This window comes from Carboxylicivirga agarovorans (genome assembly GCF_050589845.1).
Classification (GTDB): domain Bacteria; phylum Bacteroidota; class Bacteroidia; order Bacteroidales; family Marinilabiliaceae; genus Carboxylicivirga; species Carboxylicivirga agarovorans.
The window spans coordinates 119,247-132,832 of the sequence record NZ_JBNGPA010000001.1 but is presented as its reverse complement, the minus strand read 5'-3'; the positions used below and the strand labels follow the sequence as shown (position 1 = coordinate 132,832).

The 13,586-nt window shown below is 41.6% G+C and carries 9 protein-coding genes and 3 tRNA genes; 8 read left to right on the top strand and 4 right to left on the bottom strand.

What is annotated here, in order from left to right; all coding sequences use genetic code 11:
* Positions 1-173 precede the first annotated feature (173 nt).
* From ACRD69_RS00495 to ACRD69_RS00485, 3 genes are read left to right on the top strand one after another with little or no spacing between them, the layout of a single operon-like run.
* Positions 174-1,313, top strand: a complete 1,140-nt coding sequence (locus tag ACRD69_RS00495) for an efflux RND transporter periplasmic adaptor subunit (RefSeq protein WP_430813090.1) — start codon at positions 174-176, stop codon at positions 1,311-1,313.
* Positions 1,313-4,420 (top strand): efflux RND transporter permease subunit, encoded by a 3,108-nt coding sequence (locus ACRD69_RS00490; protein ID WP_430813089.1) that lies wholly within the window; start codon positions 1,313-1,315, stop codon positions 4,418-4,420. Before ACRD69_RS00495 ends, ACRD69_RS00490 begins: the two co-directional genes overlap by 1 nt.
* Before the next feature lie 6 nt (positions 4,421-4,426).
* A complete protein-coding gene (locus tag ACRD69_RS00485; protein ID WP_430813088.1) occupies positions 4,427-5,824 on the top strand; it encodes an efflux transporter outer membrane subunit in 1,398 nt (465 codons plus the stop codon).
* Between the two features lie 306 nt (positions 5,825-6,130).
* Here ACRD69_RS00485 and ACRD69_RS00480 read toward each other — a convergent pair whose 3' ends face one another.
* The gene (locus ACRD69_RS00480; protein ID WP_430813087.1) at positions 6,131-7,153 is read right to left on the bottom strand and encodes a DUF4097 family beta strand repeat-containing protein; all 1,023 of its coding nucleotides are present in this window, start codon (positions 7,151-7,153) and stop codon (positions 6,131-6,133) included.
* Positions 7,154-7,460: 307 nt separating this feature from the next.
* Here ACRD69_RS00480 and ACRD69_RS00475 point away from each other — a divergent pair, with 307 nt between their 5' ends.
* Both ACRD69_RS00475 and ACRD69_RS00470 read left to right on the top strand, forming a co-directional pair.
* A complete protein-coding gene (locus tag ACRD69_RS00475) occupies positions 7,461-8,003 on the top strand; it encodes a GNAT family N-acetyltransferase (protein WP_430813086.1) in 543 nt (180 codons plus the stop codon).
* Between the two features lie 590 nt (positions 8,004-8,593).
* Positions 8,594-9,199 (top strand): DJ-1/PfpI family protein, encoded by a 606-nt coding sequence (locus ACRD69_RS00470; RefSeq protein WP_430813085.1) that lies wholly within the window; start codon positions 8,594-8,596, stop codon positions 9,197-9,199.
* Positions 9,200-9,435: 236 nt separating this feature from the next.
* Here the strand turns inward: ACRD69_RS00470 and ACRD69_RS00465 are convergent.
* The 3 genes from ACRD69_RS00465 to ACRD69_RS00455 form a co-directional block, all read right to left on the bottom strand.
* Positions 9,436-9,511: transfer RNA gene (locus ACRD69_RS00465), tRNA-Lys, on the bottom strand.
* 59 nt (positions 9,512-9,570) lie between these two features.
* Positions 9,571-9,646, bottom strand: a tRNA-Lys gene (locus ACRD69_RS00460).
* Between the two features lie 61 nt (positions 9,647-9,707).
* Positions 9,708-9,783 (bottom strand) — tRNA-Lys (locus tag ACRD69_RS00455).
* 186 nt (positions 9,784-9,969) lie between these two features.
* Here ACRD69_RS00455 and amrB point away from each other — a divergent pair.
* From amrB to ACRD69_RS00440, 3 genes are all read left to right on the top strand, one after another.
* Positions 9,970-11,355 (top strand): AmmeMemoRadiSam system protein B, encoded by a 1,386-nt coding sequence (amrB, locus tag ACRD69_RS00450; RefSeq protein ID WP_430813084.1) that lies wholly within the window; start codon positions 9,970-9,972, stop codon positions 11,353-11,355.
* Positions 11,345-12,349, top strand: coding sequence for an AmmeMemoRadiSam system radical SAM enzyme (gene amrS / locus ACRD69_RS00445; RefSeq protein ID WP_430813083.1), 1,005 nt, complete (start codon positions 11,345-11,347; stop codon positions 12,347-12,349). The genes amrB and amrS overlap by 11 nt, the downstream gene beginning before the upstream one ends.
* Positions 12,350-12,723: 374 nt before the next feature.
* Positions 12,724-13,533: a fimbrial biogenesis chaperone gene (locus ACRD69_RS00440; protein WP_430813082.1), complete on the top strand. Its 810-nt coding sequence runs from the start codon at positions 12,724-12,726 to the stop codon at positions 13,531-13,533.
* Positions 13,534-13,586 lie beyond the last annotated feature (53 nt).

Sequence of the window (13,586 nt, the reverse complement as noted above, 5' to 3'; positions counted from 1 at the left end):
CTGTTACAGCAAATGTAACAAAATGGTTAATGCGGTATTAATTTTAATCGCAATCAGCCACGCCTTTGAATGGTACACTTATCCGGTTATTGTTATAATCCTTGTTAAAATAGGAAAGGTTTTTATCAAATTCGTTACATTTATGCTTTCGATTCAAATAACCTAAACAAACTATGACTCAAAAGATTATTGGGCTGATAGTAATAGTACTATGTATTACTGCCTGTAAAAAAGAGGAAAAGCCTCACTATCCGGCTGTTGTAATATCTTCTGTTCAAAAAGATGATGTAAAACTTTATGGTGAATATGTAGGTCGGATACGGGCCTACCGTTATGTTGAAGTACGAGCCAGGGTAGAAGGCTACCTTCAAAAAATGATGTTTGATGAAGGTAAACGCGTGGAGCAGGGCGAGGTATTATTCTTAATTGACCAGTCGCAATATAAAGCCAGACTTGATAAGGCTAAAGCTCAGCTTAAAAGTGATGTTGCTTCCTTTAATAAAGCCAATCGTGATTTAAAGCGTATTGAACCTTTGTTCATGGAAAATGCCGCCAGTGAGCTTGATCTGGATAATGCCAAAGCTGCCCAGGAGAGTGCCATTGCCGCAGTGGCCATGAGTGAGGCTAACCTTGCTCAGTATCAGCTGGAATTTGATTTTACCACTGTTCGTTCACCCTTAAAAGGTAACATCAGTCAGCGTTATGTAGATATAGGAGCTTTGGTCGGACCGGGTAATAACTCCTTATTAGCCACTGTTGTGCAAAGTGATACCGTTTTGGTTGACTTTAAAATGACAGCGCTTGACTATCTGCGAAGCAGAGAAAGAAATGTGGCCATTGGAGAGACTGACAGTACACGCTCGTGGCAGCCTACTGTTAAAGTAACTTTAGCCGATAACAGAGAATATCCGATTGAAGGTATTGTTGACTTTGCTGATCCTCAGGTAGACCCTAAAACAGGAACCTTTGGTGTAAGAGCTGAGTTAGCTAACCCCAACCAGGTATTGTTACCGGGGCAATTCACCAAGGTTAAATTCCTGCTTGATATTATTGAGGGTGCCATTGTTATTCCGCGTAAATCATTGATCATCGAAAAAGGAGGAAGCTTCGTTTACGTCATGCGTCGGGATAGCATTGCCGAAAAGCGGTTTGTTGAAACAGGACCTGAGATAGGAAACAGCATTGTTGTTGAAAGAGGTCTGGGAGCCAATGAACAAATAATTACCGAAGGACAACAAAAGCTAAACCCAGGTGTAAAGGTGAAAGCTGTTGAGCCCACAACGAATGTATTAACGGACCAAAAAGCAGACTAATGAAACCAGGATTTTTTATTGAAAGACCGGTCTTTTCGTCCGTCATTTCTATACTGATCGTATTAATCGGGATTATTGGTTTAATGTTTTTGCCCATTGACCAATACCCTAAAATAACTCCACCGGTTGTAAAGATCAGCGGATCTTACCCGGGAGCAAGTGCATTAACTGTTTCACAGGCTGTGTCAACCCCAATTGAACAGGAGCTGAATGGAACACCGGGAATGATCTATATGGAGTCAAGTAGTTCCAATTCAGGAAGTATATCGGTTAACGTGACCTTTGAGGTAGGCACCGATCCTGACCTGGCAGCCGTTGAAATCCAAAACCGCGTTAAGCTTGCAGAGTCGCGTTTACCGGCAGAGGTAGTGCAAAACGGACTGGAGGTTGAAAAACAGTCATCCAGTCAGTTAATGACCATTTGCCTGGTATCTGAAGATCCTAAATTTGACGAAATATACCTGAGTAACTTTGCGACCATCAATGTGTTGGATGTGCTGAGACGTATTCCGGGAGTAGGACGTGTTTCTAACCGTGGAAGCCGTTATTACGGGATGCGCATATGGGTAATGCCAGATCGTTTGGCCAGTTTTGGATTAACAGTAAAGGATCTGCAGGATGCTCTAAAAGATCAGAACCGCGAGTCGGCTGCAGGTGAACTGGGTTTGCAACCCATGCAGTACATTGATGTTACAATGCCCATTTCAACCAAAGGGCGCCTGGAGACAGCAACCGAGTTTGAACAGATTGTTGTAAGAGCCAATACGGATGGCACCATCATTCGCATGCGTGATGTCGCCCGAGTGTCTCTGGAAGCTTCGTCTTATACACAGGAAAGTGGTATCAACAATGGTAATGCCGCTATGCTGGCTATTTACCTGTTACCGGGAGCCAATGCTGTTGAAGTTGCTGAAAATGTGCGCCTGGCTATAGCTGACATCAGCCGTAATTTTCCTGAAGGACTGGATTACCTGATCCCCTTTGATATGACCGATTATATTAAGGAGTCGATAAAAGAAGTATATCTTACTTTGTTTCAGGCATTATTGTTGGTAGTGATCGTGGTGTTTCTGTCACTTCAAAACTGGCGGGCAACGGTCATACCTGTTATCGCAGTTCCTATTTCACTGATCGGAACATTCGGTTTTATGATGGCCATGGGCTTTTCATTGAATATGCTAACATTACTGGGCTTAATTCTGGCTATTGGTATCGTGGTTGATGATGCCATTGTGGTAGTTGAAAATGTGGAACGCATCATGGAAGAAGAAAAAGTGGGACCGCGTGAAGCTACTCATAAAGCCATGAAAGATCTGTCGGGAGCCCTGATCGCTACATCTTTGGTGCTGGCAGCGGTATTTGTGCCGGTAAGTTTCCTGGCAGGTATAACGGGTGAATTATACAGGCAGTTTTCAGTAACCATTGTTGTTTCAGTATTGATATCAACGGTTGTGGCTCTAACCTTGAGCCCGGCCATGTGTGCCATAATTCTTAAACCGGGAGGAACAAAGAAGCACATTGTTTTTAGGAAAATAAATTCCTGGCTTGATTTCAGTAATAATAAGTATCAGGGTATACTTAACAAGGCTGTTGGCAATCCTAAGCGCGTGTTGGCAGGTTTTGGAATGGCACTTATTTTTATTTTTATACTGGGGCGGGTGATACCCACATCTTTTATTCCAGAAGAAGATCAGGGATTCTTCAATGTCGAAATTGAATTAAACGAAGGGGCCTCGCTGGAGCGTACGAGAATCATTACCGCCAAAGTGGTGGATTACTTTATGCAGCAGGAGGCTGTTGAATATGTTCAGAGTATTTCAGGTACAAGCCCGCGTGTAGGGGTTAATCAGTCGAGAGCTGATCTTACTGTAACATTAAAACCATGGGCTGAGCGGACAGATGATGAATTAAGTCTTCAAAGTGTCATTGATAAAGCACGTGAAGACCTGCACTCAATTCCTGAGGCACGCTTCTTCTTTAATAAACCACCTGTCATTCCGGGATTGGGTACTTCAGGCGGTTTTGAGCTGCAACTGCAGGCTAAGTCGGGTGCAAGCTGGGAAAACCTTGTAGAAGCCACTGATACCTTATTGTACTATGCATCGCAACGTAAAGAGCTGAATAATATCTCATCGGCATTGCAGGCTGATATACCACAGCTTTATTTTGATGTTAACCGTGACCGGGTTAAGCTGTTGGGCATTCCACTGGCCGACGTGTTTTCTACTATGAAAGCCTTTTTGGGCTCGGTGTATGTGAATGACTTTAATATGTTTAATCGTATTTATAAAGTATATATTCAGGCCGAAGCACCGTATCGCGCCAACCAAAACACCCTGGGTTTATTCTTTGTAAAAGGGGCAGACGGAGCCATGGTGCCTTTAACGGCTTTGGGAAACACCAGTTATACAACCGGACCGGGTAATATCAAGCGCTTCAATATGTTTTCATCAGCTATAATAAGGGGTGTGCCGGCCAGTGGATACAGTTCTGGAGAGGCTATGGAAGTAATGGAAGAATTAGTAGAGAATCATTTACCCGATAACATAGGGCTCGACTGGAGTGGTTTATCTTACCAGGAGAAGCAGGCAGGAGGTCAGACAGGTATGATCATGGGACTGGTTTTCCTTTTTGTCTTTTTGTTTCTGGCGGCTCAATATGAGAGCTGGCTGGTGCCTGTTGCAGTTTTGTTATCACTGCCTATTGCTGCTTTGGGAGCATTTGCCGGAATATGGGTCACAGGATTGGAAAACGATATATATTTCCAGATTGGCCTGGTGACGCTTATCGGCTTAGCGGCAAAAAATGCCATCCTGATTGTTGAATTTGCAAAGGTTGAAGTTGATAAAGGCATGGATGTGGTGCAGGCTGCCATATTAGCCGGCAAACTGCGTTTCAGACCTATTGTTATGACTTCCCTTGCTTTTGTATTAGGCATGCTGCCAATGGTTTTGGCAACAGGACCAGGATCAGCAGGCCGTCATTCAATTGGTACAGGAGTGTTCTTTGGAATGTTGGTCGCCATTACAGTGGGTATTGTATTGGTGCCATTTTTCTTTGTGGTGACCTATAAGCTTAAAGAGAAAATTACTAAGCGCTTAAAGTAAACGATAATGAACAGACATATATTAAAACCTTTATTTCAAGTTGTTACTGTATTGACGCTGCTGGTGGTGCTGAGTACCTCCTGTAAGGTGGGCAAAAAATATACGCGTCCCGAATTGAACCTGCCCAATAAGTTAGAGGAGATGAGTATTGATACAAGTACCATTGATGATCTGGCCTGGTGGGAACTGTATACTGATACGATTCTTCAGAACCTTATCAATGAAGCGCTTGAGAATAATAAGGATATGCTGATAGCCACGGCGCGTCTAAAGCAATACATGGCTGCCAAACGTATTGCTTCTGCCGACTTGTATCCACATTTAAAGGCTGATTTTCATGCAGAGAATGAGATGGAGAATTTCGGCGGAAATAATGAGGAAATATCACCAGAATTGGAACTGAAAGGGACCTTGAGCTGGGAGCTCGATCTGTGGGGTAATATCAGGTGGGGGCGTGAAGCTGCCATTGCCGAGTATCTGGCCACACAAGAGGGGCAGCGGGCTTTGCAAATGACGATAGTGGCCGAAGTTGCCGAAACCTATTTTATTCTGATTGCTCAGTATGACGAACTCGAGATTATCAGTCAGACCCTGAAGGCGCGGGAGGCAGGCGTGAACTTTGCCAATAAACGATTTAGGGGTGGATTGACATCAGAAACATCCGTTCAACAGGCAGAAGTGGAACTGGCTAAGACGATGACACTATTGCCGGTACTGGAACGTAAAATAAGACTGACACAAAATTCCCTGGCTTTGTTATTAGGTACCTATAAAAGTGAAATAGACCAGTGGACAGGACTTGATGAGCAGGAAATGCCTGATCAGCTGCCGGCCGGATTACCAGCTCAATTGCTGGAGCGTCGACCGGATATACGCAAGGCTGAACAGGAGCTTATTGCTGCCAATGCCCAGGTTGGCGTGGCCACCACCGACCGTTTCCCCCGTTTTTCATTAACCTCAAGCTTTGGCAGGGAAAACGATGACTTAGGCGAGTTGTTAAAATCACCCTATTGGTTTATTGCAGGCGATATATTGGCACCTGTCTTTCAGGGAGGGAAGTTAAAAGCGAGACAAAAAGTAACCGAGGCCTTGCTTGAACAACAGATTTATGCCTATCAGCAAACTGTTTTAACGGCTTTTCAGGAAACCAACGCCGCAATAATGACCGTAAGAAAAGCACAAGAAGTGTATCAGGCGCAGTCCAACCTCGAAGCTGCATCACGCAACTATCAGAAGTTGGCCAGATTGCAATACCTCAATGGTGTAATTAATTACCTGGATCTGTTAGATGCCCAACGAAGTCTTCTAGATGCCGAAATACAACTGAATAATGCCAAACGGGATGAACTGCTGTCAATGGTGTTCCTGTATAAGGCCTTGGGTGGTGGCTGGACACAGCAGTAGTTTAACTGATAACTTATCGATCATAAAAAGGACACTGCCGCATGATATTGCGGCAGTGTCCTTTTAATTTTAAATGGTATACTATTTATTGTCAGGCAAGAGGATGTCCAAAATGAAGGATATTGCTCGCAAAGAACGCAAGGGGTTGAAAAGTAACATCATATACTTTGTTGTCTTGGCGTAATTCTTAGCGGCCTTTGCGTGAAACTTAAAATTTGGATAGCCTCTTTACTCAGTGTCATCTGTTTCAATGTTGTATGAGTTCCATTGGCTTAACCCACAATGCACCTTAGAAATATGGTAGGTTTAATGAAACGTTTGATTACCCGATGCTGTTTGAGTATTAATGTTAATAGGACCTGAACCGAGGGTCAGATTTCTACGTCCGGTATTAGAATAAGCTTTTAGCATACCTGATTTGGAATTCATTAAAAAGCTAAACTCGTTCTGAGTGTTGGATAACTGAAAATAGATGTTACCTGATAGTGATGTAAATGATGAGTTTCCGGTCAGTCGCACTGCCTTACCCGTTTGACTTCCCGCAACTGTATTAATGGTTAATATGCCAGAGGCCTGCTCAATATTAACCTTGCCTGAAGTCGACTCAGCATTAATATTTCCTTGAATATTGATTAATGTGAGATCACCTTCTGTGGAAACCAGGTCCATATTTCCCTTCATCGTTTTAATTGTCTGACGTCCACTGGTAGTTTGAACCTTTAGTGGACCGCTATGCTCACTGATGGAGACATGCCCCCTCCCTGTATTAACAGTTGATTCGCCCGTAATACGTCTTAGTACATGATTTCCCAGCTGGGCTGATACCTGCAATTGCCCCTTCAATCCGGCTATTGTTACATCGCCCGATACGGTCTCTACATCAAGAGTAGCTGTAATGTTTTCAACATGTACCTTTCCTAAGGTGGTATTGATGGTTTGTTTGGTGCCCGACAGGTTTTTCAATATAACCTGCCCATTGGTGTTTTTAACAACGATATTTGTCCTCGATGGAACTGTAAGGGCAATAAGCCCCTTGGTATTATCAGGGTTCGATTTAGGTTGATCAACCTCAATGCTTAGTGTTCCATTTTCACTTTTGTGATGAATGGTCAGGTAGGGGTGAAGAGATGATGAAATATTGGCTTTAAGGTGAACCGTTGAAGTGCTGGAGCCAATAACTTCAACCTGACTGTAATAACCATTAATTACAACAGTGTGTACACCGGGGTAATCTTTCTCAACCGAACTTACAATGCTTTGAGAATTGGAATGGTGAACGATAAAAAGAAGGCAGCTTAGTAATGTCAGTAGTTGGTGTGTTTTTCTCATGGCAGATCATTTTTTAACGGACTTTGAGATAGGCCTATTTTAGATTCTAACGTCTTAAGTGGTTCATTTGTTGCATTATAATAACTTATTGTTCAAAAATAATTGTAAGCATGGCCTGTTAATGTGACTGATTCAAAAGGCATATACTGGTATCAGAACAGGCATGGAGAGAAAGAAATTTGGGACTATGGCAAGGGTTTTAATTTTCAGACACTAAACCTATTTGCATGTGAAAATTTAGTGATTGGAAAATTATTGGATTACATTGCCGCTAATACAGCGTTTAATTATTATTGGATGTATTAACATGAAAGCTTATATAGAATTACGAACAGAAAGGCTAATTCTACGTCCTGTAGCCACAGAAGATGCCCATGCGATGTTTAACTATCGTTCAGATTCAGAAACTAATAAATACCAGGGGTGGATTCCTGACACAATAAATGATGTTTATGATTTCTTACGAAAGGTATCACAGGAGATCAACCGTGCCGATACCTGGTTTCAACTGGCAATTATTGAAGCGGAAAGCTCAATGCTAATAGGTGATTTAGGCATACATTTTATCGGAGATGAACAAGCTGAACTGGGCTGTACCCTGGCTAAAAATAAACATGGTAATGGTTATGCAGCCGAAGCTATGAGAGTGGTTATGGATTATTTATTCAACACACTGGGCAAGCACAGGATTATTGGTTCGGTTGATCCACAGAATATAAAGTCCATTGGTTTGCTTGATCGACTGGGCTTTAGAAAGGAAGCACATTTTCTTGAGAGCTTGCTCATTGACGGCAAATGGGTTGATGATGTGGTATATGCAACCTTAAAAAGAGAGTGGAATAAGCAATAAAACAAGCCATTGTTTTAAGGCTAAAAAAGCCGCCAATGATTGGGGTTCACTGGCGGCGGGTAATGTATAGGGAAACTATAAAGAAATTACTGTTTAAGTTGACTTACCGTGTCTACAACTGCTAATAATATGGCGGCACTAACTATGGTAACTACGGCAACGAGGAAAAATTTAACTAGTATCATGGCTTCAAATTTTTAAATGTTAATATATGACTGTGTTAAAACAATAGCTGTACCAAAAGATTGGAGCTTTACAGTCTTTAACAAAGATTAGAGTTTCGAAATGATTCTGTGTTAATAGAAATAGGTATAAAGGGGTTGCATCAATTAATACATTCAGGGAACATTGACCTACTAAGTGCTAAATGGCGATGCCGGCATGTTGAGATAAACAGGCAAATGAAGAAGGTAAGCAGAGATTAGAATATAGCGACATGAGCGCAGAGTATACTCCTTATTTAAAGTCTTTTTTTTCCTCTTTTTCAATACACTAAAGCCTGATAAGTGTTAAGTTTGTTGTGAACAATGTATAACATAATTGGTTATGCTAGTAATCTTTGCCATTGTTGTTCCTTTAAAACTGTAATCATGAAAATTGCGTTGTTACTCATTGCACTCTTTACCTGCTCTATTGCTCAGTCTCAAAATACCAAAAAGGTGCTCATTTTAATAAAAGAAGAATCTTCACAGTTAGAATTTATGCTGGAAAATGAAGCACTTAAGATGAGTCAAATGCTTAAGAAATCGGGTTTTGAAGTAAGCACTGCAACAGTTTCCGGAGAAAGACTTCATGAAGGTTCTGTTTCACTAACTCCCGATCACAAGCTAAGCGATGTAAAAATTGATGATTACGATGGATTTATAATTCCATGCATGATAGTCGATAATACAACAGAGGAGATTGTTTCTTTTGTAAAAAGTGCTGTTGAAAGAAATAAACCCATTGCAGCTCAGGTTGCTTCGGTATATTTACTTGCTGAAGCAGGTGCTCTCAAAGACAAAAAATACGCGTTGTATTCTGACCAAAGCGCAAAAAGTGCTTTTGAGGGGAGTGTTTATGCAGGAAATGGTTTAGTAAAAGATGGAAACATAATAACCTCAGGAGGATGCCCATGGGCAGAATATAAAAAAAGAGGGAAAGATCAAACTACAGAAATAACTCAGGCTTTTATCGAAATGGTAAAGGCAAACTAAAATAACTAAGGTAAGCAAATCAACATATACTTCACAAAGTATTGACCACTGAAACATTTAATGCATAAATAGAGCTAAAAGGGCAGTTTAGAGGCCTTACTTATTCGTGGGTACATGTCCTTACTTATTTGTGGGTGCGTGTCCTTAGTTATTTACCCGGGCTTAGCTTGATTTAATAAAGAGGAATCTGATATAATACAAACAAAAAAAGCTTCGTATAATCGAAGCTTTAATGTTGGTGACTCAGCAGGGATTCGAACCCTGGACCCACGCCTTAAAAGGGCGTTGCTCTACCAGCTGAGCTACTGAGTCATCCTTATACCGACTTTTATCGGCTTTCAAGATACAGACCTGATACAGGTCTTAAAATTTGGTGACTCAGCAGGGATTCGAACCCTGGACCCACGCCTTAAAAGGGCGTTGCTCTACCAGCTGAGCTACTGAGTCATCCTCATACCGACTTTTGTCGGCTTTCAAAATACAGACCTTACGTTATAAGATCTAAAGTTGGTGACTCAGCAGGGATTCGAACCCTGGACCCACGCCTTAAAAGGGCGTTGCTCTACCAGCTGAGCTACTGAGTCATCCTTGTTTTTCTCAATTGCGGGTGCAAAGATATATGCTTTTCTTTTGATTGCAAATTTTGGGATAAAAAAAGTTGGAAAAATATTTCAGATAATTACCCTTCATGTAAAGTAAAACGGGCTTTGTTAGTTGATTTTCAGATAGCGTAAAAGATTCGTAACTTTAGTAGAAAGTTTTTTAAAAAAATGAAGAGGGAAGCAGCTGTGGCGGGAGTATTTTACCCTGGTGATCAAAAATCGCTGGTGGCACAGCTGAAACATTACCTTAACGAGCATCAAAAAGATGAACAGCTGTTGCCTATCCGGGCATTAATTGTACCACATGCAGGTTACGTATTTTCAGGAAATGTAGCAGCCGCTGCCTACGGGCAAATCAAAGATGAATCTTTTGAGACAGTTTTTCTGATAGGTTCAAGTCATAAAGCCAGTTATTCAGGAGCGGCATTATCAGCAGCTTCAAGCTTTGAAACACCATTGGGAGAAATTGTACTTAACAAACAAATTATCGATGAGCTTTGTGCAAAAAGTACTTGCTTTCATTTGGGTGATGATATGCACAGCGAAGAACATTCTCTTGAAGTGCAGCTGCCTTTTATTCAGGAACTCCTTCCTGGAGTAAGTATTGTGCCCATATTGATCGGTTCAAAAGATATAACTGAAATACAGGAAATAGCAGCGCAGCTGCAGGATTATTTTACGCCATCCAATCTATTTGTTATCAGTACCGATTTTTCACACTATCCGCCTGCCTCTTATGCCGTAGAGGAAGATAAAACTACCACTGATGTTATTTGCCTCAATAAACCCGAAGAGTTAATTCGGCGTCTTGATAATCAGAAGGAGAGTTTGTCCCCCAATCTGCTTACCGGCTTATGTGGTTGGAGCGCGGTACTTACTTTACAATATATAACACACAATAAGGCCATTTTCTATACTCCTCTAAATTATGAACATTCCGGTATGAAACTGACCAGGGATAGCTCACGTGTGGTCGGTTATCAGGCAATCGCTGTTTCTGAATCAAAAGAGGTATACAGCTTAAGCAATGAAGAAAAGCGGGCTCTGCTTCAGTTAGCCCGCAATGCTGTGTGTCGTCACCTGAATGAAGAACAGGAAGATGTGAACAGTCCTGATCTTGATGTGTCCGGAGTTTTTGTATCTGTATATTGTAAGAATGAATTACGGGGGTGCATCGGCCAATTTGAAAGCAAGCTGGCGCTTCATGAACTTATAGCAAAACTGGCTGTGGATGCTGCTTTTTATGACTCCCGTTTTACAGCACTCGTGGCAGAAGATCTGGATGATATGAGCATAGAGATTTCTCTTCTGACACCCTTGCAATTAATTGATGATATCAGCGAAATAGAGATGGGCAGGCATGGAATCTATATCAGGAAGGGCTTTAGTCAGGGTACCTTTTTACCAAAGGTGGGAACAAGGAACAACTGGAGTATTGAAGAGTTCTTGGGGCATTGCTCAGGAGAAAAAGCCAAAATAGGATGGGATGGCTGGAAAGACGCAGATATTTATACCTACGAAGCACTGATTATTACGGATAAAGATGAAACATGAGGCAAGGTATTACCGGAAAAAGGAAGGGCTTATCATCTGTGGTTTGTGTCCGCATGCATGCCGCCTGACTGATGGTGAAACAGGCCTGTGCCGAACCCGCACCAACAAGCAAGGCGTATTGATAACGACAGCTTATGGTAATCCTTGTGCCTTACATATCGATCCCGTAGAAAAGAAACCTTTAAACCATTTTTTACCCAGTACTAAAACCCTTTCGCTCTCAACAGCAGGCTGCAACCTGGCTTGCTTGAATTGTCAGAACCATAGTATTTCACAGGTGTCACCCAATGAGATCAGGAACACTGTTTTATACCCTGATGAGGTGGTTAAAATGGCGATTGACAATGCGTGCGACTCTATTTCCTATACTTACACTGATCCGGTAGTGTATTATGAATATATGCTTGATACAGCCCGTTTAGCTAAAGAAAAGGGCTTGAAGAACATTATGGTTTCGGCCGGATATATAAATCCACAACCGCTCATTGAGTTGAGCAACTATCTTGATGCAGCTAATATTGATCTCAAATGCTTTGATGATGAGGTGTATCAGCAACTATGTGGTATTCGTTTAACACCAGTGTTAAATACGCTTTTAACGCTTAAGCAGGCCGGTGTATGGCTTGAAATAACCAACCTGATTGTGCCGGGGTATTCCGATGATCTGCAGGTGATCGATAAAATGTTTGACTGGCTGATAGATAATGATTTTTGCCATGTGCCCATTCATATAAACCGCTTCGTGCCCACCCATCAGCTCATGCATGTAGATGCCACTCGCTCTGAAGTGCTAATGACCATTGCCGATCTGGCCGCACAGAAAGGGCTTCGATATATTTATGTTGGTAATATCGGCCACAATTCGTTTTCAGATACTATTTGTCCGCACTGTCTTGAAACACAGATCAGTCGACATGGATATTCCATTAGAAATGATTTGCAAATGGATGGTCACTGTTCAAAATGTGATAAAAAAATTCATGGTGTTTGGTAGCGACAGTCATTCAGTTCATTAGTTTAAAAAGGGTTACTAAAAAAAAAGGAAGGCAACCGTTTAAATATCACATTTTTTGAAACCATTCGGTGATTACAGGAGTATGTGTAAATGACGTAGGTAAGAAGAACAGAGCGAAGAAATTGCTGAAGCGGATTCATGTATCTGCATATGGAAAACAACCACTTTTCATGTTAAAGATTAGCCAATTACCAAGGCTGTTGATAATGCGTTTCCTTTGCCGGTTGTGCAGGAGCAGGAGGGGAGTCTGACGTCTTTGAAATCAATTAATAAAAGTCTCAATTAGCTGCAGCCCCCAATTGGCAGTATGTTACCTGAGCAAAAAAAGGGTAGTTGGATAAAGTCATTTGCACATGAGAAAGCTTGTATTATTAATACAGTGTGTTTGCCTGTATGGATTAGTGAATTTGAATGCACAAAACGTTTCAGTCTCTCCATCTCGTTTAAGTTTTAATGAAGCGCCTGGCGGATTTAAAAGTCAACGCATTCGAATCACTAATAATGGCAGCGTTACTCAAACATTTACAATTACTTTTAACAACTTTTGCTCCGAAGGCAATAAGGGAAAAACCCAGCTTATAAAAGATAGTGATTACAAGCATGGATGTGCCCAATGGCTTTCAGCGTCACCGGCATTAATCGAACTGGCACCTGGTGCCATGCGCGATGTGGAAATCACCTTGCAGCTGCCCGATCGACCTTCTGTAAATGGGGTTCGTTGGGCGGTAGCCAATGTTTTACTATCTAATGGTAACAGACCGGATAATACTATCTCTGCCAATGAAAAAAGCAGGCACTTGAACCGCTTGCTTATTCATATCTTCCAAACGTCTCCTGCAGTCCTGTATAAGGATGCCAGTATAACACGCTTTTTTCATAAGGGAGCCAACGCCAATAATCAACAGGAGTTGGTGCTGGAGCTAGAAAATACAGGTGAAACCATTTTAGATTGTAATTCATACCTCGATGTTGTAAGTCTTCAAACAGGGGAATCATCACATATTCAAACCACACCTGTTACGGTATTGCCTGGAGCTAATCGTGCAATCAGCTTTCATTTACCATCGTCTTTGATAAGTGGTAAGTATAGTATCCTTGGAATTGTTGAATATGGTAATGAAAACGAATTGACCGGAGCAGAATTGGAAATTGAGATAAAGTAGTTGGAAGAAGGTGTGATAAAACTCAATAAAACGGATGATATGCGTTTAAAATA